Annotated in this window: 17 protein-coding genes; 2 read left to right on the top strand and 15 right to left on the bottom strand. The window is 52.7% G+C overall.

Annotated elements, in window-relative coordinates:
- Positions 1-370 precede the first annotated feature (370 nt).
- Positions 371-736 carry an exosortase system-associated protein, TIGR04073 family gene (locus tag BLR00_RS07975; RefSeq protein ID WP_074631876.1) on the top strand — a complete coding sequence of 122 codons (366 nt, stop codon included), beginning with the start codon at positions 371-373 and terminating at the stop codon, positions 734-736.
- 206 nt (positions 737-942) lie between these two features.
- Here BLR00_RS07975 and BLR00_RS07970 read toward each other — a convergent pair whose 3' ends face one another.
- Positions 943-1410 carry a hypothetical protein gene (locus BLR00_RS07970; protein WP_074631875.1) on the bottom strand — a complete coding sequence of 156 codons (468 nt, stop codon included), beginning with the start codon at positions 1408-1410 and terminating at the stop codon, positions 943-945.
- A gap of 304 nt (positions 1411-1714) precedes the next feature.
- On the opposite strand from BLR00_RS07970, the gene BLR00_RS07965 reads away from it, so the two are divergent.
- Positions 1715-2374, top strand: coding sequence for a hypothetical protein (locus BLR00_RS07965; RefSeq protein WP_074631874.1), 660 nt, complete (start codon positions 1715-1717; stop codon positions 2372-2374).
- A gap of 187 nt (positions 2375-2561) precedes the next feature.
- Here the strand turns inward: BLR00_RS07965 and BLR00_RS07960 are convergent, their stop codons facing one another.
- The 14 genes from BLR00_RS07960 to BLR00_RS07900 all read right to left on the bottom strand — a co-directional run bounded on the left by BLR00_RS07960 (position 2562) and on the right by BLR00_RS07900 (position 20450).
- Entirely contained in the window at positions 2562-3074 is a 513-nt protein-coding gene (locus BLR00_RS07960) for a hypothetical protein (RefSeq protein WP_074631873.1), read from the bottom strand.
- A gap of 231 nt (positions 3075-3305) precedes the next feature.
- Positions 3306-3929, bottom strand: a complete 624-nt coding sequence (locus BLR00_RS07955; protein WP_074631872.1) for a DsbA family protein — start codon at positions 3927-3929, stop codon at positions 3306-3308.
- 154 nt (positions 3930-4083) lie between these two features.
- Positions 4084-5898, bottom strand: coding sequence for a translational GTPase TypA (gene typA, locus BLR00_RS07950; RefSeq protein ID WP_074631871.1), 1815 nt, complete (start codon positions 5896-5898; stop codon positions 4084-4086).
- 416 nt (positions 5899-6314) lie between these two features.
- A complete protein-coding gene (locus tag BLR00_RS07945; RefSeq protein ID WP_004177520.1) occupies positions 6315-6590 on the bottom strand; it encodes a ComEA family DNA-binding protein in 276 nt (91 codons plus the stop codon).
- 476 nt (positions 6591-7066) lie between these two features.
- The gene (locus tag BLR00_RS07940; RefSeq protein ID WP_256324083.1) at positions 7067-7735 is read right to left on the bottom strand and encodes a helix-turn-helix domain-containing protein; all 669 of its coding nucleotides are present in this window, start codon (positions 7733-7735) and stop codon (positions 7067-7069) included.
- Positions 7736-7858: 123 nt separating this feature from the next.
- Positions 7859-8329, bottom strand: coding sequence for an RrF2 family transcriptional regulator (locus BLR00_RS07935; protein ID WP_074634200.1), 471 nt, complete (start codon positions 8327-8329; stop codon positions 7859-7861).
- 81 nt (positions 8330-8410) lie between these two features.
- A complete protein-coding gene (locus BLR00_RS07930; RefSeq protein WP_074631870.1) occupies positions 8411-9268 on the bottom strand; it encodes a cytochrome c oxidase subunit 3 in 858 nt (285 codons plus the stop codon).
- Between the two features lie 283 nt (positions 9269-9551).
- Complete coding sequence (locus tag BLR00_RS16630) at positions 9552-9707, bottom strand: hypothetical protein (RefSeq protein ID WP_176759949.1); 156 nt, start codon at positions 9705-9707, stop codon at positions 9552-9554.
- 21 nt (positions 9708-9728) lie between these two features.
- Positions 9729-11306: a cytochrome c oxidase subunit I gene (gene ctaD, locus BLR00_RS07925; protein ID WP_074631869.1), complete on the bottom strand. Its 1578-nt coding sequence runs from the start codon at positions 11304-11306 to the stop codon at positions 9729-9731.
- A gap of 154 nt (positions 11307-11460) precedes the next feature.
- A complete protein-coding gene (gene coxB, locus BLR00_RS07920) occupies positions 11461-12597 on the bottom strand; it encodes a cytochrome c oxidase subunit II (RefSeq protein ID WP_081346614.1) in 1137 nt (378 codons plus the stop codon).
- A gap of 459 nt (positions 12598-13056) precedes the next feature.
- Complete coding sequence (locus tag BLR00_RS07915; RefSeq protein WP_074631868.1) at positions 13057-14163, bottom strand: metal-dependent hydrolase; 1107 nt, start codon at positions 14161-14163, stop codon at positions 13057-13059.
- 55 nt (positions 14164-14218) lie between these two features.
- Positions 14219-14836, bottom strand: a complete 618-nt coding sequence (locus tag BLR00_RS07910; protein WP_074631867.1) for a TetR family transcriptional regulator — start codon at positions 14834-14836, stop codon at positions 14219-14221.
- A 157-nt stretch (positions 14837-14993) separates the two neighbouring features.
- Positions 14994-15716, bottom strand: coding sequence for a flagellar brake protein (locus BLR00_RS07905; RefSeq protein ID WP_074631866.1), 723 nt, complete (start codon positions 15714-15716; stop codon positions 14994-14996).
- A 660-nt stretch (positions 15717-16376) separates the two neighbouring features.
- Entirely contained in the window at positions 16377-20450 is a 4074-nt protein-coding gene (locus tag BLR00_RS07900) for a translocation/assembly module TamB domain-containing protein (RefSeq protein ID WP_176759948.1), read from the bottom strand.
- Positions 20451-20533 lie beyond the last annotated feature (83 nt).

Genomic DNA, 20533 nt, shown 5'->3' with positions numbered 1-20533 from the left:
AATTTAATTATAAGGGATTCAGGTAATTGTTACTTTTCGCAAAATCATCTTGTTTTTTTGATCGCGGATCAAAAAAACATATCCTTCGAAAGCCGGTTTAGTCCCTCAGGCGAAGCGTAGCACAATTCATCAATCGGAAGTGTGAGCCCTGAATAACGACAGCCATGTGACGGTTCGTAGCTTATCAAGCTATCCGGATCAGCTGATTCGCATAAACCGGCCTAAACAGCCAGATCGCCGGTAGCCGTATCTGCTCAAACGACAAAAATGATATCTTAGGAATTTTGAATGTTTAAGGATGTCCATATTGCTACGGTATGCTAGTATTAGGCTGGATTTAATTTAATTTAATCTACTTTAGGGAGGCTCCATGAAAAATATGTTGAAACCGTTGCTACTGATATCCGCGCTATTCTTCTTCTCATCCCAGGCGGCAATGGCCACAAGTTATCCTGAGAAAATAGGTGACAAACTTGCACACGGCCTCGCCAATACCGTTACCGGTTTGGGGGAGATTCCCAAGAACATAATAATAAACACTAATCAGAAAGGCCCTGCGTACGGGATCCCGGTTGGTTTTCTGGTTGGTATTGTACATGGGATTGGGCGTACGTTAACCGGAGCGGTAGATCTGGTTACGTTTATTATTCCCACCAAACCAATCATCTACCCGGACTATATCTGGAAAGAGTTTGATAAGGAAACGCACTATCACCCTGACTGGAAATTACAGTAACCCGCTATTTCGTGCGGACCTATCCGCGTAACTTCATGAAAGGGAGCCTCATGGTCACATGGCTCCCTTTTTTACACCCGTATCCACATCCTTCAAATAGTCAAATACAGTCCGTCAGGACACGGAATCGCCGGCATCCATCCCAAAAGCCTTATGCACAGACACACGTTCCCTTCGAGATAACGATTGTACCCTCGATAGTGGGCCTAGTACCCTTGACCGCCCATGCCTGAGCCAGGGTTGTTCATGCCTGGATTCATGCCAGGATTGCTCATGCCTGGATTCATGCCAGGATTGCTCATGCCTGGATTGGTTCCGGGGGATGAAGATTGACGGCTGAATTTCTCTCTTCCCGCAGCCGCGTCCGCATTGACCTTCTTTGATGCTTCACGATATTGCGTTTGTTGGGCGTTTGCTGAATTTGCGATAGCCGCAGTATCGGCATTGGCCTCCTTGATCATGCACTCGTCATAAGACTGAACCTGCTTCTGCCACTCGTTCACCGCGGCGATACTCTGATTAATGGTATCGATACTGCTTGAATCGACGGCAGGCGCCTCGGATAGCTTGCCGCACCCGCTTGGCGACCAGTTTCCATTATCCAAAGTACCGGCGTTTACCGCAAACGCGGCGGCAAACATGACAGGAGAGGCAAGAAGGATGATTCGCTTCATGTGTATTTTCCTCTATCGATTTGTTGATTATAGAAATAACAATCCTCGGAACGTGTTCCGTATTATTGCATTTTTACCCTTGCTCTTTTTGATGCGCTGGAAGCCAGCAACTGCTGAATCCTTTAAACCCGCCGAACAGCGTACTACGTCCACAGCCGGGTGTCGAACCATTCTTGAAATTTTACGATATTCTACGGCGGACGCGCGCTGCGCGTTTTGCCGGAAATTGCGCTACACTGTAACAATTCGAACTGGATTACTGTTTAACTGGTGATCCCCATCAGTGATTGCCTCAGGAACAATAATGACGGATACACTCAAGAGCAGGCTTGAAATAATTGACGCTGATTGTGAAAGCGCAATGAGAATCGAACTCGATGAGCTCTACGACAACGCATATTATGACGGTACGAAATTCCACCTTCCATCTCCACAGGCCGCTGAGGCTATCTGGCTCAACCTTATCGCCAGAAAGGAACGAGAATTTATTCAGGAACTGACCCCGGCTCTAAAATCGCAACCCACCATCCTGAGCAAGAACGACGCATCCACCATTGAGGATATGGTGAATACCCTGTTTGCGGATGATCGATACTTGGAACGAATGCGGGACTTTTACCAGGAGGTGACAAGAAAAGCGCTGATTTATGAATCTTCCCTCGATATGGATGCCAAGCGACTGGAACTTCTGGACTCTACGTATCGCATGGGCGCAGCCAATGCGCTCCGCAAAGCACGACGTAATGTCCTCGCGGAATTGGAGCCCTACACGCAACTCGACGCGCCGGAGGATACTGGATTTTTTTCCCAATGGCGGCACTATTCCAATCTGAGCCCATTGAGATCCATTACAACGGTTGTTCTGCTAAGTTTAACGTCATACCTTATTGCAGCTATCATTACGAGTGAGACATTTCAAGGATTACTGGAACGTTTTGGCTGGTCCGCCGGAACCGGCCTGTAAAATTTGCCGGTAACTCTGAGGCGGCGGTGACGCGCTGGCAATGATTACGTTTACGAGATGGCAAAGTCCGTATCTGTCCTGGCTTTTCGCGTCAATATGCCAGAGGCAAGTACACTATCAACGCCAGCAGACATGACGGATCTGTTTACTCATTAAATCACCCGCTTTCAGCAATCCGCATGGTGGTTCACATCGCGTTCAAATCCTCAACTGCAGCGAGAACCATACCCGTTCCAGCAGCAATCAGAAGAATATCCGCCGCAACACGTACATAACGGTATCCGGGGCCGGGATACCCCAGTTGTCCAATCAAGTGCGGCGGCAAATCATAAAAGATCACGTCCCGAGGCAGTGGATAACCCATTCTCCATTTTTTTGCCTGTCCTGGCGGCATGCAACCGTTGTACTTCTTGGCCAGACCCGGCGGGCAGCGTCCACTCCGGAACCGGGGTCCAAAATAATCAGAAAGGATAGTGCGTTGACGATCATCAAAATGCTGAAGTGTATGTCCGTTGCCATGAGATTGATTACCACCTCGATAATTTTGATAATTTTTGCCGTGTTTATTACCTTTATGCTGCTTCTGCTTCCCTGCCTTTTGGTTCCCCACCCCCATAGGCTTCTCAGCAGAAACAGGCATGGAGATGAAAGATAGCGACAGCGCAATAGCCGGAACAAGATTTAAGAAAGCTTTAAGCATGATTGTATGATTATGGATTGGAAAAACGTATTGATGTCTGCTTTGAGTGTCTTAACTGCCCCCATTAAATTGACTCTGCAGCAGCCGGTATTAAAGCTATAACGTCGTCACCAAGCCGAATGTTTACATCAATTTTGTGATTAACACGGTATTAGCAAAAAAATATGGCAACATCACAGACAATAAGTCTTGATGATCGGTATTCATCAGTGTCGATCGAAAATAGTAATGCTATCCCTTCAGCCATTCGTCGAGCTTCAGGCGCAGTTCTTCAAACGGACGGTAGCCGGCGGTGAGGACGCTGTAGCCCGTTGCATCCTGCATTATCACGGCAGGGAAACCGTGCACGCCCCATTGACGTGCTTTCTGAAAATGACCAAGGGTTTGGCTCTTTGCGGTATCCGATTCGAATACTTGCGAAAATTGCCGCGCGTCCAATCCTGCGTCTGAGGCTAACCGCGTCAGCACAACAGCAGTGGTTACATCCCGCTGTTCAACGTAAAAAGCGGATTGTACCGCCTTGGAAAATGGAAAAATCGCGTCAGAATTGATGATGGACGCCGCGACTACACCGCGGCTGGCTGGCTCGGTATCGTAGATGAATCCTGCTGGCATTGCGCCTTCGAATCGGAATGGCTGTCCTGTCATGCGATGCACCGCTCGCCAATGGTGAAGTATTTCCTCGCGTTGCGTGGAAGGCATCGCGTCTTTTGTGCCCGGCCGCAAGCCCCCAAGCAACAATTCCATTTTCAGGCGGGCTCCATACTCGCGACGAATTGCCTCGATCACCGGCGAGAAGCCCCAGCACCATGAGCACATGGGGTCAGCGACATACCAGAGTGTTCTTTCAATCATCGAGAGACGCTTTCGTCCATTCGATCCGTTCGATCGGCGGAAGAAAGTATAGCCGCACCACGGTCATATGGGTGGTCACCCGTGGATATAAATGGCAGATTCCGGTACTAACGAACTAATCCATCCCTCTCAGGAACCTGTCTGCTTAGTGGGATTAGGCCGCGGCCCGCGAGGCCTTCTTGCGCTCGTGTTCCTGCAGGAAACGCTTGCGGACACGGATGGTCTTTGGCGTAATCTCCACCAGTTCATCATCGGCGATGAATTCGATCGCCGATTCCAGGGTGAGTTGAATCGGCGGGGTCAGGGTCACGGCTTCATCGGTTCCCGAAGCACGTACATTAGTGAGTTGCTTCCCCTTGATGGGATTGACGACCAGATCATTATCGCGGGTGTGAATGCCAATTACCATGCCTTCATACAGACGATCGCCGGGGCTGACGAACATGCGCCCACGCTCTTGCAATTTCCACAATGCATAGGCTACAGCCTCGCCCTGCTCCGCGGAAATCAGTACACCGTTACGGCGTGCGGCGATTTCCGGCCGCATGGGTGCATATTCATCGAATACGTGGCTCATAAGCCCTGTGCCGCGCGTCATGGTCATGAAGTCGGATTGAAAGCCAATCAGGCCGCGTGCGGGAATACGGTAATCCAGTCGCACTCGTCCGCGTTCATCCGACACCATATCCTGCAAATCGCCACGGCGCGCGCCCAGCGCCTCCATAACTGCGCCTTGATTCGTCTCTTCCACGTCCACGGTAAGCATTTCGAACGGCTCACATTTGACGCCATCAATTTCGCGGATCACCACATGCGGACGCGACACCGCCAGCTCATAGCCTTCGCGCCGCATGCTTTCGAGCAAAATGGTAAGGTGCAATTCACCCCGGCCGGAAACCAGAAACGAATCGGTATCACCCGTATCCTCCAGCTTCATCGCAACATTGGTCAGCAATTCTTTTTCAAGACGCTCGCGCAATTGCCGGCTGGTGACAAATTTACCTTCCTTACCGGCAAAAGGTGATGTATTCACCTGAAAATTCATTGTCAGTGTAGGCTCATCCACCGTAGACATCGGCAAGGCCTCAGGCTGATCGATGTCAGCCAAAGTCGTACCAATACCCAATTCCTCGACACCATTGATCAGAACAATGTCACCCGCCAGCGCCTCATCCATCTGCACGCGCTCGATGCCGCGAAAACCCAATACCTGGTTAACCCTGGCTTTCTTCGGCACACTACTTCCTGCCAGCACCATCACATCTTGACCAGGCTTGAGCCGGCCGCGGCTGATGCGACCAATACCGATGCGCCCGACGAAACTGGAATAATCCAGCGCGCTGATCTGCAGCTGCAGCGGCTCATCCGGATTGCCGACGGGTGCCGGGACGTGCCTGAGTATGGTGTCAAACAGCGGACGCATATCGGCACTGGCCTGTTTCAAATCCATCATGGCGTAGCCATTGAGTGCTGAAGCATAGACCACCGGGAAATCCAGTTGCTTTTCATTCGCCCCCAGCTTGTCGAACAAATCGAAGGTGTGATTCACCACCCAGTCCGGACGTGCGCCGGGACGATCGATCTTGTTGACCACTACAATCGGGTGTAATCCGAGCGCCAGCGCTTTTTTGGTGACAAAACGAGTTTGCGGCATGGGACCCTCGACCGCGTCCACCAGCAGCAATACACCATCCACCATCGATAGCACGCGCTCCACCTCGCCGCCGAAGTCGGCATGGCCGGGCGTATCCACGATATTGATATGCACGCCTTCGTAGTCCACCGCACAGTTCTTGGCAAGTATGGTAATGCCGCGCTCGCGCTCGATATCGCTGGAATCCATCACCCGCTCGGCAATGTGCTGGTGCGCGGCGAAAGAACCCGCCTGATGCAACAGCTTATCCACCAGTGTGGTCTTGCCGTGATCGACGTGGGCGATAATAGCGATATTGCGAATGGATCTTGACATGCGGAAATCCTTGGTTGAAACGACAAAAGGGCGGAATTATAGCAGGTAGCCGAGAAGTTCGCCCATATCATCTAGGGACGAACTAATTTGCGGTTGATTCAATGGAAAATAACTGAAAGCGAAGGCATATCGACAAGATAGTTATGCGGTTCATCTTTTTTTGTTCTGCTCCACAGCGTAGTCAGGAAAGCATATGATATTCGCTGGTGGTTACATCCATGTGTCAAAGCATAAAATGAGATGCTATAGGCGATGGGGCTAGGGAATCGAGAGTGCGAATGGCTGATCGTCTCGATAAGAGTGCAACAAAAACCTGACCGGGCGGACCCGCAAAAGTAATTTCCAAAAGGATCACAGCACGGAGTACCCATTCGGAGCTCTGTTAATAGCTCCAGGCAATCCGTGCGCTTTTTCTCTTACTTGGCTACTGGTCGAATCAGGGTGGGGCCGGTGATCGTAACATCCTTGCGTAGGTCTCGCATATCGATTGTGTCATCCACCTTTATCAAATCGTCCGTCGCCCTGAACGCACCCGCTTTTGTGCGATATTCAATGATCGCCTTGGCTCTGGCGGAAGAGATGCCCGGAAGAGTCTGAAGCTCGGCCTGAGTAGCGGTATTGATATTAACGACTGCGTGAGCAGCACCGGTAAACGCCAACATTGTGACAAGGGTAATAAGCAATTTTTTCACGAACTTTCCTTTAAATTAAAAAACAATGGGTAATATAAAATTCTTCATCACAGGACTATGAAAGACCTCATGGGGAAAAACAAACGAAGAAAACCCCTACGCAGAATAGCAGTAATTTGCAACTTTCCCTGCCCTAAATTTCTCTGAACGATACATATTAGCCCTGATGTTTCATAAATTCGCGTGATGATTACGCAGGATTTTGTTTCGTAGAGAGACTCCATGAAAAAGCGGCGTAGTTATTCATACGCCCGACTGAACAAGATTTCCATAAAAAACAAAAAATCAGCAAGGGCGCGCGTCAATTTATGAGACATTCGAATTAAGGGTTAGGAATAATCAGACTCTTGTTCCCGGAATCACAGTGCATTCCGCACTACGTCAATGAACACTGATAAAAATCACCTGGGTGGCCTTTAACTGGAAACAGCTAATCTCCAACAGCGTTATTCCTTGTGATCAGAACCCATGGCGTTTCACAAATCCCTGAAAGGCCTATGACAAGCGATCTGCCGCAAACGCTCCACATCGTTTAGCTTAATATGCCGGCACTCGCTGCTAACGAGCCCTTCATCCTGAAACCGTGCAAATATGCGGCATACGGTTTCCTCCGCGATTCCCAAGTAATCACCAATATCACTGCGGGACATGCTCAGGTTAAATTCAGTAGCTGAACAATGGCGCTGCGCGAATTGCCGCGACAGGTCGAGCAAAAAAGCAGCAAGCCGCTCATCGGCGTTGTGTTTCCCAAGCAGCAGCAGCAATTCCTGGCCGTGCCGGATCTCCGCGCTCATGATCTTGAAAATTTCGTACTGAATGGCAGGATCTTCCCTGGCCAATTCCTCGAAACGATCGACCGAAACTTCGCAGACGGAAGTGACTCCCGTTGCTCGGGCCTCGCAGTTGTGCTGCCGGTTCCCAATAGCGTTAAGGCCCAGCAATTCACCCGCTATGTGAAAACCCATCACTTGAACCTGCCCGTCTTCAGTATTGATGCAGGTTTTTACCGACCCGCCTCGAATGACATAGATATATTCGAGAGATTGTCCCATGCGATACAGGACTTCGCCGCGCTTAAACACCTGCTTCTTTTTGACGACACGCTCAAGTAACGATGAATCACCGGTTTTCAGCCATAGGGACATGCATAGCTGATAAGCTCCACAATTCCTGCAATCGATCGGCACCCCCGCCGGTTCTGGGGTGACAGGTAGTACTTTTAGCGCGCGCTCTGGCATATCGGGACCTGTTGGCAATAAACTTACAACCTATGCGGGTAGCTTGAGATCTCCCAGAACCGCCCCGGGAAAATCCGTCAGTTGATACTTACCGCTTGCCACCATCGCGGCAAGCATTTCCAGCGTCTGGTTTTGCAGCAGCTTTACGATTTCCTGCTTGATCGGCCACCATTTCGTATGCATCGGGCAGGCGGTTTTATCACTGCACACCTTGAGTCCCAGCACGCAGCCTTCGGTGAACTCCAAACCCTCGGTCAGCCTGACAATTTGCATCAGATTGATTTTATCGCTATTTTCCCGCAAGCAAAAACCGCCTTGCTTGCCGCGAAAAGAATATAGCAAATTACCGCGGCACAATTCCTGCAAAATCTTGGCAAGATAGGTGGGCGGCGAGTTCAGGCGTTCGGCGATGGTACGATTCAATACTGCTACGCCGGGTGGCTGCGTGGCCATGTAGATAAGTGCCTGAATAGCATACTGGGTTGTACGGGACAGAATCATTGCGGAATTATCGCGCAAGCACTGTAACAGTCATTAGAACAAATTCCAGACATAAAATTCCGGCATCCCATTTCGTCACGCCTATACCAGCCAATAGACGAAGATAAACAGCCCCAGCCAGACCACATCCACAAAGTGCCAGTACCAGGCGACCCCTTCAAAGCCAAAATGATTCTCGGGCGTGAAGTGGCCCGCCATGACCCGAAACCATATCACCAGCAGCATGATGGAACCCAGTGTCACATGGAAGCCGTGAAAACCGGTCAGCATGTAAAACGACGCGCCGTAGGCGCCGGTGGTCAGCTTGAGGTTGAGATCGGAGTAGGCATGACCATATTCATATGCCTGCAGGCCGACAAACAGGAATCCCAGCGCAAAAGTCAGGAACAAACCCAGCTTCAGCTGTCCGCGCTTGTTCAACTTGAGTGCCCAATGCGCCCAGGTAACCGTCACCCCCGATGTCAGCAGTATCAGGGTGTTGATGGCAGGGAGACCCCACGGCCCCATGGGCATGAACTTCTCGCTGATCCCGGGGCCTGCCGTGGGCCAGTCGCCCGTGAAATCCGGCCACAGCATCTTGTGCTCCAAATCAGAAAGCCAGGGAACCGAATAGATCCGCATGTAATACAGTGCTCCGAAGAAGGCGGCAAAAAACATTACTTCGGAAAAAATGAACCAAGTCATTCCCCAGCGAAAAGACTGGCCCACCTGCGCACTGAATTTACCGCTCTCGCTCTCTCGCGCCACCGTGCGGAACCAGACAAAGCACATGTAGAAGAGAATGGCAAAGCCAATTGCCAGCAGCCCATAGCCAATCGGAACTCTATTGATTGAAAAGGCGGCACCAAAACCCATGAATAACAGCGCTATTGCCCCCGTCATCGGGTAGGTCGATGGGGCCGGAACGTAATAATGACCGTGACCTGCTTCTTGGCTCACTTCTTTCTCCCGCTTAAAATTTGATTAACTGCCAAAATTCAACCTAAATCCGGTAGTTGGACGGGGCGGAGTGTATGGTTTTTGGGGTACATGGCAAGGCGCGACGACGCGGAATGGTCGTTCCATTCCAAGAAGTTGCAACGCAGCCATGTGCCGCAAAAACTGTGCAATCCGCCCCGTAGCGGACTCACCGAAAAGGTGAGAGTCAAATAATACAAAAATTCTTTACGAATCATAATTCTAGACTGAAAAATAAGCGGTCAACTGCCGGATTTAGGTTCAATCAAGAACAGCATGCCTGCCACAAATAATGCGTCACCGGCAGGGCCAGAGAGAAAGCCAGCAAAAACAACGCTGTTCTGATTGCCGCATACCTTTTCTCCATCTCCACGTCGTTAGTCATATCCACGTTTTCTGACATATCCATGTTTTTTGACATATCGCGCTCTTGTTTCTAGTGCTACTTCACCAATGGGGGTATCTCGAAACTGTGGTAGGGCGCCGGCGATGGCAGCGTCCACTCCAGCGTCTTTGCGCCTTCCCAGGGTTTTTCAGGCGCCTTTTCTCCGCCACGGATGCACTTCAATATCACGTAGAGGAACAGCAATTGGGTGGTGCCGAAGCCGAAGGCGCCGATGCTGGAAATCATGTTGAAATCGGCGAACTGCAGCGCATAGTCGGGAACACGGCGCGGCATGCCCGCCAGTCCCAGGAAGTGCTGCACAAAGAAGGTAAGGTTGAAAAAGAACATCGACAGCCAGAAATGCCACTTGCCCAGCGTCTCATCGTACATGTGCCCGGTCCACTTCGGCAGCCAGTAGTAAGTCCCGGCAAAGATGGCGAAGAGCGAGCCCGATACCAGCACATAGTGGAAGTGCGCAATCACATAGTAGGTATCCTGTACCTGGACATCTATCGGCACGATTGCGCAGACCACGCCGCTGAAGCCACCGATGACAAAAAGGAAAATAAAACCGATAGAAAACAGCATGGGCGTCTCGAAGGTCATGGATCCACGCCACATGGTGGCGGTCCAGTTGAATACCTTCACGCCGGTCGGTACCGCGATCAGCATCGTGCCATACATAAAAAACAGCTGCCCGGTTACCGGCATGCCGGCGGTGAACATGTGATGCGCCCAGACGATGCAGGACAGGATGGCAATCGAGGCGGTCGCGTAAACCATCGAGGAATAGCCGAACAACGGTTTGCGCGCAAACACGGGGATGATCTCCGAGACGATGCCGAATGAGGGCAAAATCATGATGTAGACTTCCGGGTGCCCGAAGAACCAGAAAATATGCTGGAACATCACCGGATCGCCGCCGCCCGCCGCATTAAAGAAATTGGTGCCAAAGTGACGGTCGGTCAACAGCATGGTGACCACTCCCGCCAGCACCGGCATCACCAGGACCAGCAGATACGCCGTGATCAGCCAGGTCCAGACGAACATTGGCATCTTCATCAGCGTCATGCCCGGCGCGCGCATATTAAGAATGGTGGTGATGATATTGATCGACCCCATGATGGAGGAAGCGCCAAGGATGTGGACAGCAAAAATCATCATGTCCATGCCTACGCCCATTTGTACCGATAGGGGCGGATAAAATGTCCACCCGCCCGCCGCCGCGCCGCCGGGCGCGAAAAACGAGGTAATCAGCAACAGTGCCGCCGGCGGCAGCAGCCAGAAGCTCCAGTTGTTCATGCGCGCAAAAGCCATATCCGGCGCACCGATCATCATCGGTATCTGCCAGTTGGCAAAGCCCACGAACGCCGGCATGATGGCGCCGAACACCATCACCAGTCCATGCATGGTGGTCAACTGATTAAAAAACTCCGGCTGGACGATCTGCAGACCCGGCATAAACAGCTCGGCCCGGATAGTCAGTGCCATCACGCCCCCCGTGAGGAACATAACGAAACTGAACCAGAGATACATCGTGCCGATGTCTTTGTGGTTGGTAGTGGTCAGCCAACGCATCAGGCCGGTGGGATGATGGTCGTGCGCGTGTGCAATGTCGTCGTGTACTGCTGCCATAACTTTCTCCTTGATGCTATTTTTTGAAATGTTGATATCGAACGATCATTAGCCGGCTCACCAGACCACCTGGAGAGTGGTGATGCGCCGGCGCAACCTCTGCGATGGGGTAATCGCAATATCGTAATGGCGTCGCCATGGTTGCTTCCCGATGCTATTTTCTGAGTTCGTTGATTTCCGATGGCTGCACCACGTCGCCTGTCGTATTGCCCCAGGCATTGCGCTCGTAGGTGACCACCGCCGCGATTTGTACATCCGACAGATGCTGGAAAGCTGCCATTGCTGTGCCGGTTTTTCCATTCATTACTATGTTGATATGCTCGGCCTTGGGACCCGTGGCAATCTTCGATCCATCCAGTGCGGCAAACGCCCCCGGAACACCCTTGCCATTGGCCTGATGGCAAGCGGCACAGTTGCCCGCATAGACTTTCTCGCCTTCGGCTTTCAGCTCATCCAGCGTGAAGGTCTTGTTGGCGTCAACAGCCGCCACCGCGGTTTTCTTTTTCTGCTCAGCCACCCACTGGGCGTATTTCTCCGGTTCCAGCGCTTCCACCACGATCGGCATGAAGCCGTGTTCCTTGCCACAGAGCTCGGCGCACTGCCCCCGATAGGTGCCAGGCTTGTCTACCGTGAACCAGGTGTCGCGGATGAATCCGGGAATGGCGTCCTGCTTGGCCCCTAATGCCGGAACCCACCAGGCATGGATCACGTCGTTGGCGGTAAGCAGTATCCGTATTTTCTTGCCTGTGGGCACCACCAGCGGGTTGTCCACTTCCAGCAGATAATTCTCGCCTTTGCTTTCCTTGTTCTCGATTTGCGCCTTGGAGGTAGCCAGCGCACTCAGGAAACTGATGCCTTCCCCCTCGCCTGTAATGTAGTCATAGCCCCATTTCCACTGGTAGCCCGTCGTCTTGATGGTGATGTCCGGGCTGGAGGTATCTTTCATGGCGATGATGGTCTTGGTGGCCGGATAAGCCATGCCAATCAGAATGAAGAACGGGATGATGGTCCAGATGATCTCCACCGTGGTGCTGTGATGGAAATTCGCAGCTTTGTAACCCGCATCCTTGCGGTGCTTGAGCACCGAATAAAACATGGTGCCAAATACGCCGATAAAAATAACCAGGCATATCCATAAGGCCAGCGTATGCTGATCATAGATCTGTCTGGCGATAATCGTCTGCGGCTCGGGCAAGTTCAACTGGTAAGGATCCGCCGCCGCCATTCCCAATCCGGAATACATGGCGAGCGTCAGAACTCCTGCCAGCGCTGCTGTTACTTTACTACTCATATTTCCCCCCACTTGATCCGCGTTGCTCATTCAGTCGAATGAGCATTGAAGATAATCAGATTTTCTTATCCGGTATCGAATCGTATGACGCGCCGCGCGAGGAAACCTTGATAAATGTCAACTTTTGCGCACTTTCGGAAGGAGAGTTTATTTTATGAAGAAACCGGCCGGGAGCGAATTTCGGTTTGTATGGCTGCTATATCGGCGCAGCAATGGTGGCAGCACAGCATGTCACTGGCTGCTAACCTGCTACTGGTAATCGATACGGGTGGGAGAAATGCTATCGTTTGTGACTTATTCGGTGGGATCTCCGCCAGTGGTACTGTTTGCTCACCGGATCAACAACAAGAGAGTTTGATATATCGTGTTATGCGTAGATTCTGAGGAGGCTACGATTTATCCGTTCTGCATAGGCATACTTAAAGATTCTGCTCCTTCAGACATTTTGATGTACGGCAGTTAATCTCCTTCCCTCTTCATTCCCAAGAGCTCGGAAATCGTGTCAGTCCCGAAAGCGCCGGCTGCGTGTCCCAGCCGCCAGGGGCCTGCGGCACTATCCCGGCATACGCCGAATCCTAAAGACGGCGGCAGTGAAGGAGTCGTAAAGCGCAGATCAAGAAACCACACGCACACACCGTTTTCGGCGGATTCTATTCGATCGAGAAAGGGGAACATCACAAACTGGCGGTAGCGGGTAAAAACCTCCTGGCTCCAGGCTTCACGCGCGAGCATACTTTGAGATTCTGTTATGCCAAATCGTCGGTAGTGTACCCACGTTGCCGCTGAAACCGGTTGATAGTTTGAGGCGACCCTTCCCCATATGCCTGATATTCCACTTGGCGGATTGGGTGGGTTCAGCTTATGAGTGCGCCACAAATTGATCAGTGCTTCGTAATAGTCATCCCCGCGGCTGACGATGATCTTCCAGTTGAAAGGCGACAGGGGTTGAGGAATGGCATGAACCTCGGCCCCCGCTCCTCCCAGTCCATGGGCTTCGACGTAAGTTTCTCCCACCTTGATGGCCTGAGAATGGAGAACTCCCTGAAATCCGACGTAGCCCCCCAGAAGCATCATGGCAATGATGGCGGGATACCGCCTTTGGCGTCTGAGCATGGCCGCCGCCAAGCCAATCACAATAATGCCTGTAAAATACGGGTCGATGATAAATGTGAAAGGAAGAGCGAAACGATGATAGGAAAAAGGCGCCAGCACCATTGTGCCGTATGCGGTAAAAATATCGCCCGCGATGTGGATGGCGATACCCAGGGCGGCGGTGCCGTATATTGCCCGCCAGGAATAGCGTTGGCGCGAAAACCGTGAAAATAGCCAGGCTAACAGCAGCGCCCATGCGGGAAGCAGGATAATCGAGTGGGTGACACCCCGGTGCAGATCAAGATACGGAAGCGCGCCAAACAGGCGCAATACAATATCGCTGTCGGGAAATGCGGCCGCCACGAACCCCACTGTCATACGTGCGCGCGTTGTCAGCGCACCGGGACCCGGTGTTGCCGGTGCGGTTGCACGCGCCAGCAAAGCACCGCTTAACGCATGGGTCAGAGTATCCATGCCGCTTGCGGAATTACAAGGAGGAAAGGACGGTGGAAAATACCAGAGTACCGGCTCAAATACCCTGTGGCGCTTTTTCGCCCGTACTTTCCGTGGTTGCATGCCGGCTGAATACCCTACGATCCAGGTTTTCAGCGACGGAGAGACACCCTTCAAGAAACCGGCTGGTTTTGGTCGAACCCGGTGAATTATCATTCATCCAGTGAAAAAATGCCGCCAGGTAAATTGTCGTCAGGCCGGTTTCTTCAAGTGCGCGCCGGACATAGGTCGCATCCCGGTTGGCGGCCTCACGCATCCATTGTACAGTGCGGCTGACGCGCATCAGTCCGGGTACCTGGATATGGATATGTCCCGGTTCCAATTTTCCATAGATCATCTGCCGGGTTGTTTTGCGGCAAGGATGAAGTGCGCCAAGCCATGTCATGATCAAACGATGCAAACGCTGACGGGGCGTCAGATGGAAAAAATCGGAAGCTTGTGCGGCTTTGAGCATGGCGCTATCGGCACGCTCAAACCAGGCATCAACAATGTCTTCCTTCTCACGGAAATGCGCGCGTACATCGTCCAGGGTAATCCCCAGCGTGACCGCCACGTCGTGCAAGCGCACAGCCTCCCACGATCCCTGCTCCCCCAGCTCAACCGCGGCGTCAACAATCTGATCAATTGTTGCCATGTTTCCTCCGATGAGTGATTGATTCAGAAGAAGGAAAATGCTTTAGCTCAGTCGTAATGCAAAGTGTAAAGGACATCGGGGACGTTATCAATACCGATAGCCTGAAGAGCTGGGATCTATGGACGCGAGGCAATGCATAAAAGCGTCAAATGAAAAATTACTGCCTTCGCCTTCGCTCCAATTCCAGCTTATTGATATAACGCTGGATCATGGACAACACACTCTCCTGCGGATCAACATAGACACACCGGGCGCGCTGGCCGTCTCCATGGGGAATTTCTGAAACATCCTGTACCTGGAGATTGACCTTGGCCGTACCAATCTCAGGCAACACGACCAGGCAGTCGTGGTGGATGGCGCCCGTCTCAAAATTGAGACTGGATTGAGCGTCGATCACCGCCATGCCGCCACAGCTTATATCATGCAGAATAACTTCAACGACGGCCGGGGAGTGTCCCTCCGGCAATGGTATCACGCACTTGATGGGCATGGCTGTCGGGGTATCGACGCGGTAAAACTCCCTTCTCTGTATACGCAACAGCGTTTCCGGAATCCGGGTAAGGAAGGCGGCGTGTCCTTCAAACTGGATTTTCTCGATCCCCTCGCAAACGAACTGAATCTTCACATGGTCCGGAAATGCGACGGCATCCAGTTCATTGGCCTTCAGCGCCTGCTGGTTGACAATCTCATCGGCACCGTAATCCAGCACCATTTCACCCTGCTCCGCATCAACATCGATAACCGTCGTCAAAATATGACTGTCACTGTGACCAACATTACACGTCACCAGGGAATTATTCCGCATCATGGACCGCAGAATCGAGAGAATCCCGGCCTCTGAATAAATGCGATACTTTTCGTCGTCATCCTGTTCCAACATGATCCATCAGCTTGCTTAATCAGATTGTATGGCTATTATTTTTCCAATTCCAGCGTCAATTATAGTGATTTTTCATGTTTGGTTGAGTTCCATCAGATGAAAAGTATCGTCTCTAACAAAGTATGGTGAAATACCCGGAGCTGGCGAATGGCCGGATCTGAAGAATCAAAGCAAAAAAACGACTGATCGAGGATGGATTTTGAAGATTTTCAATCAGTGTAAGAACTTTTTATATTAGTACGAGTCAAATCTTCGCGGACGTGTTATATGTTGTTCGCAGGTGACGTTTTTTTAGACAGTAATGGAGATGTTTTTGAAGGCGTTTGCTGACTGGACTGAGAAGTGCAACGTTGGTAGATGGTCATCAAATGAGTCATTCTTGAGCATCTCAATCCTTAAAGGAGATAATCATGGAATTGGCGATTCTCGTAGTAGGTGTAGCGGCGGTCGGCCTTTGGTTCTTTCTGTCGAAGGATGGACGGCACGAATGAAACCGATCCTACAACCTTGCGTAGGACCCATGGCAAGGAATATCTTCTGACTACAGCATACAGAAGTCGGAACTAATAACTTAATTAGCCGATGCGCTTGCGGCTTTAACTTGTCCGGCGCATCGGCTTTTCTTGAATTGCGCCTGTAAAACGAACAGAGTCTTAGCGCTCAATCAAACCGCATTGTATAAAGCACATCGATCGCGTTATCAATACCCGCCCTGGTGACAACCGTAATACGGGAGGTCAGGCTGTAGGCGAGCTTGGTCACTCCGGCCACCGCCGTTAATGCCTGCTCATAGCTGATATAGGCTCGGTTCGAAAGGCGCTTGCCGACGGTGCCGATCTGACCCATCAATACATCTCCACCCATGGGTCGCGCCTGTCGTATGGATAGTTCATCCACACCCAGCGCCTGGGCGATTTTATCCGTGACACCGCCGGATTGACCGCCCAGAATGGCATTGGCTGCGGTCATTAACAGCGATGCATCGGCCTTTCCTTCAGGGGCACGGCCCAGCGTGATCCACGAAAGTTTCTCCAGATCCGAAACGGCCGGCGTGGAGACCAGCCGCACCCGGGGCCGGCGCACGCTGCCGGTCACTTCGACACCCGCTTCCACCGGTAACCCCGTACGCACCGCAAGCACATTCAGTCCAGGATCGTCGATTGGCCCCTGGAAACTTACGATGCCGCGCTCCACCATCAGGCGCTGGCCATACGCTTCAAAATTTGCGTTGCGAGCGGTGATCGTACCGGTAGTGCGCAATTGTTGACCTGGCTCACCGTGCACGCGCAGTTGGCCAGCCAACCGGCCTTCCAATCCCGAGGCGCGTATATAGAACTGCCCGCCCAGATCAAGGGTTGTCTCAAGCCTGATCCGCGGCGCTTGCCGGGCGGCAGGTTCTCTCCCCATGACGATGACGTCATCTGGCAGTTGCGGGCGGCCGGCCTCTGGCTGGGCGATCAAGCCGGCATCCGTCAGCAGATTCCCATTCAGAGTCAGCACGTTTTTTTCAAGACGGGCGCGCCCGCCTCCCGATACGATAATCCAGCGGTCCGCCCGCTGAGCCAGGGGCAGGCGGCTCGCCGTGAACTCCAGATCACCCTGCTCGCCCATGAAGTTCAAGGTGCCCGATGCCTGGAGACTACCCGGACCTGTTGGAAGCTCCAGACTTTTGGGCATATCATCGACGGAGGGCGGTTTATGTCGCGCCGTGTCATCCAGGATGCCGTACTCACCCAGAAGGTTCATGATGCCAGATGCACGGGAACCGCTCGGACTGATGGAAGTTTTCACGTTTTTAAGCAAGCGGTCGGCGGGAGGCGGCGCATGCGGAGCGACAAAACTTAGAACATCCATATGCAATGACTCTTCATCGAAACGTGCCGCCAGTTTTCCTTGCTCGAGTCGCACACCCTGATCCAGAAGTGCCAATACAAGATCATCGCCTCGTATTTGTCCTTTTAGACGCGGCTTGCCGAGAGTGCCGGTCACGTCCGCCTGCAAGGCAACCTGGCCACCGCTTCTCAGGTTGTTATTGACAAGGGGGCCCAGCCATGACATATCGCCCATATCGGCGGATATCCGTCCGGTAAGGGGTGCACTGGGCAACACGGTCCAATTCAGGCTGGAACTCGCGGATTTGGCTAGCGGCGCGGAGACGTTGGCATTCACCATGCCCAGCCGTTCGCCTTGTGCGTTCAGTTGCACCGCGAGGCTTCCGCCGCCTGCATGAGCGGAAAGCTGAAGGGCTTGCAAACCCAGTGGCGAGAACGACATGTTTCCCGGCAAAATCCAATCGCCGCTTTCGCGCGTAACCCTGAGGCTGCCTGTCAACTGCGTGGTGGATGCAATGTCCCATTCCCCGCCCAGGCGCAGCACTTTACCATTTTTTTCATTCTCATCCATTCTAGCCGGTCCGCCGGGGCGCAACCCGATGCCGCTGAACTTGCCACGGCTGAGCCATTGCTGAGGCGTCCATTCGGTTCCACTGAACTGCACGCCGCCTCCAGCAATGACTAACTCTGCCGTACCGAGCGAAATGCGTTCCCTGCCAGCCTCCAGCGAGGCAGCCCGTGTTAAATGAAAGGGTAATCCGCCAGTCATGGCCAGTTCCGATATCTCCCCTAGCCATGTAGTATCTTTCCATCCCTTCCCGCTTTGTCTCTTTTTCCCCTTCGATCCTTTCCCACCCGTCTGCAGTGGTATTTTCAACCCTCCAATGGCTCGCAGGGTCAGATTCAGATCGTCGTCCAGGCGGGCGGTTGTCCATAGTTTGTGCCGCGCTCTACTGCCCTCCACCTCCAGTTGCAGACTTCGCAAACGGGTTGCCTCTTCCGTCTTATAATCCACCGCTTTAATTTTTAGTGAAATGGCGTCACCATGCGAATTGCCGTCAACCATAAAGCTGGCTAGAAAATGATTGCCCGGAAGAGCAAGATCGCGTCCTTCGGCGCTAACGATCATATCCGGCCACTCAGGCTCACCGTTTGTAGAACGGCTTTCCAGTGTAGCCCTGGTCATCAGGGAACCACTGAATCCATGCCCGATTTGCGCAAGGGCAGGTGCGGCCAATTCTAATTGCAGCCGGTCACCCTTGCGGCCGAAACCGCCTTGCGCAAGCAGACGGTTGGCGCCAAGCCATAGTTCAATTTTCCCCGAAGCCCTGGCCGTAGCCGGACTAGCCAGATCGAGGTCTGCGAATACGACCCGGCCATCGCCGCTAACGGACTGCCCCGCCACCTGGCTGTTGCTCATATTGAAGCGTATCGTACCGGATGTCTCTGGCGTCAGTTCGCCCGCCAATTCGATTGTGGAGTTGAGGCTGGTGCGCGGCGTCTGTGCAAAGACCGATAAATCAAAGTGCTGGAGTCTGCCCTCGAACATGAACGGCTGCCGTTCGTCCAGTCCCAGCTTGCCATGCCCGGTAAGCGCCGACCGGCCATGTTTGAGATGCATCTTGTCCAGCGTCAACGTACTGCCTGTCTTGGCGATAATAATATCCATGCTCAGCGCTTTGTCGCTGAGCGTCAAAATACCTTGCTGCGTCTGTGCGTCCCCGCTGAGTTTTATCCCGCCGCTCAGATTGGCGGCGCGCAGGCGGGTATCCAGTCTGACGGGATCAATCCGGCTGACGGCAAGATCCGCCGTTCCCGCCGCCTCCACAGGCCGCCAGAGCAGATTCCCGGAAACCGTGCCGCCACCGGCCACGGCCAGTGTCAACGCGTTGAACTGAAGTAATTCCGCGGAGAGTATTGTCTGCGCGCGTACCTGGAGCAGCGGCAGACCCCCGAGGTCGAGCGGCGCGGGTTCGGCGTTCTCGATCGCCATGCCGCCTTCCAGCCGCCCGGCACTGGTTTCATGCAAATCAGCTTGTAATGAGAGGCTGGCTTTAGGGGCGTGGGGTGAAAACACATGGGGGTCGAGGCCATGCAGCGATAACCGTAGCGCGGCAACCAAAATCGGGGCGTAAGGCCGCAGCAGCGCTTCACCTCCTCCCGTCAACCCAGCATCAGCTCCTCCTATGGCATTCATCCTGATATCGAGTTGTTCCAGGTTGCCGGTAATAGCGGCGGAAATACGCGCGCCCGGCATTTCCGGCAACTCAACACCCGCAATGCCAAGTCCGGCGCGCCCGGTAAGTTCAGTTTGAATGTTCAGATCGAAGGGCCTGTTCCCATCTATCTGCCCCGATGCCGTCAATCCACCAAATTCAAGGCCAGCGCGCAGATTGGACAAGCGGTGCCTGCGGCCATCGCTTTCCAGTTGTGCCGCCAACTCTGTCGCCTTGAAATCCGGCGTACCGCCTTCCTCATGCGTTAGGCGAAGCGTACCAATATCAAGCTTGTGCAGAGATAGCGCAAAAGATGATTCCAGACTTACGGGCAGAGACTTCGGCTCGGTAGAAGGTGACGCAACGATCTCCACCTCCCTGGCTGTCAGCGACGTTATATCCAGACGGCCTTCCTTCAATGAACCCGGTTGCCAGCTCAATTGCATATCCCGTGCAATGACAAGCAGATCGTCACTCTCAAAGCGCATGGTACGCATACTAAACGAACCGGATAACGTACCATCCAACCCTTCAAACGATAGGTTGCCTGCGCTAAAATGAGATATTGCCGATCCCAACGATCTGAGACCGGATGGGGTGGTTGATAGCCAAACGCTGATACCTGAGGATAGAATGATAAGGGTGGCGAGCAATAATGCGGGCCACCGCCATTGCCGCTTTTTCACGGCAAACTCTTTAGCCTGATTTTCGTTTAGCAAGTTTGGCATAACAGCAGAATGTCACCACAATCGAAAGGCAAACCGCAATT

It is taken from the genome of Nitrosospira multiformis, from assembly GCF_900103165.1.
Lineage (GTDB): Bacteria > Pseudomonadota > Gammaproteobacteria > Burkholderiales > Nitrosomonadaceae > Nitrosospira > Nitrosospira multiformis_D.
The sequence above is the reverse complement of the archived record's forward strand: the minus strand, read 5'-3'. Positions and strand labels throughout refer to the sequence as shown.

Coding starts and splice junctions, on each gene's coding strand:
- BLR00_RS07975 (WP_074631876.1), top strand. CDS start 371: ATGAAAAATATGTTGAAACCGTTGCTACTGATATCCGCGCTATTCTTC.
- BLR00_RS07970 (WP_074631875.1), bottom strand. CDS start 1,410: ATGAAGCGAATCATCCTTCTTGCCTCTCCTGTCATGTTTGCCGCCGCG.
- BLR00_RS07965 (WP_074631874.1), top strand. CDS start 1,715: ATGACGGATACACTCAAGAGCAGGCTTGAAATAATTGACGCTGATTGT.
- BLR00_RS07960 (WP_074631873.1), bottom strand. CDS start 3,074: ATGCTTAAAGCTTTCTTAAATCTTGTTCCGGCTATTGCGCTGTCGCTA.
- BLR00_RS07955 (WP_074631872.1), bottom strand. CDS start 3,929: ATGATTGAAAGAACACTCTGGTATGTCGCTGACCCCATGTGCTCATGG.
- typA (WP_074631871.1), bottom strand. CDS start 5,898: ATGTCAAGATCCATTCGCAATATCGCTATTATCGCCCACGTCGATCAC.
- BLR00_RS07940 (WP_256324083.1), bottom strand. CDS start 7,735: ATGTCCCTATGGCTGAAAACCGGTGATTCATCGTTACTTGAGCGTGTC.
- BLR00_RS07935 (WP_074634200.1), bottom strand. CDS start 8,329: ATGATTCTGTCCCGTACAACCCAGTATGCTATTCAGGCACTTATCTAC.
- BLR00_RS16630 (WP_176759949.1), bottom strand. CDS start 9,707: ATGTCAAAAAACATGGATATGTCAGAAAACGTGGATATGACTAACGAC.
- ctaD (WP_074631869.1), bottom strand. CDS start 11,306: ATGGCAGCAGTACACGACGACATTGCACACGCGCACGACCATCATCCC.
- coxB (WP_081346614.1), bottom strand. CDS start 12,597: ATGAGTAGTAAAGTAACAGCAGCGCTGGCAGGAGTTCTGACGCTCGCC.
- BLR00_RS07915 (WP_074631868.1), bottom strand. CDS start 14,163: ATGGATACTCTGACCCATGCGTTAAGCGGTGCTTTGCTGGCGCGTGCA.
- BLR00_RS07910 (WP_074631867.1), bottom strand. CDS start 14,836: ATGGCAACAATTGATCAGATTGTTGACGCCGCGGTTGAGCTGGGGGAG.
- BLR00_RS07905 (WP_074631866.1), bottom strand. CDS start 15,716: ATGTTGGAACAGGATGACGACGAAAAGTATCGCATTTATTCAGAGGCC.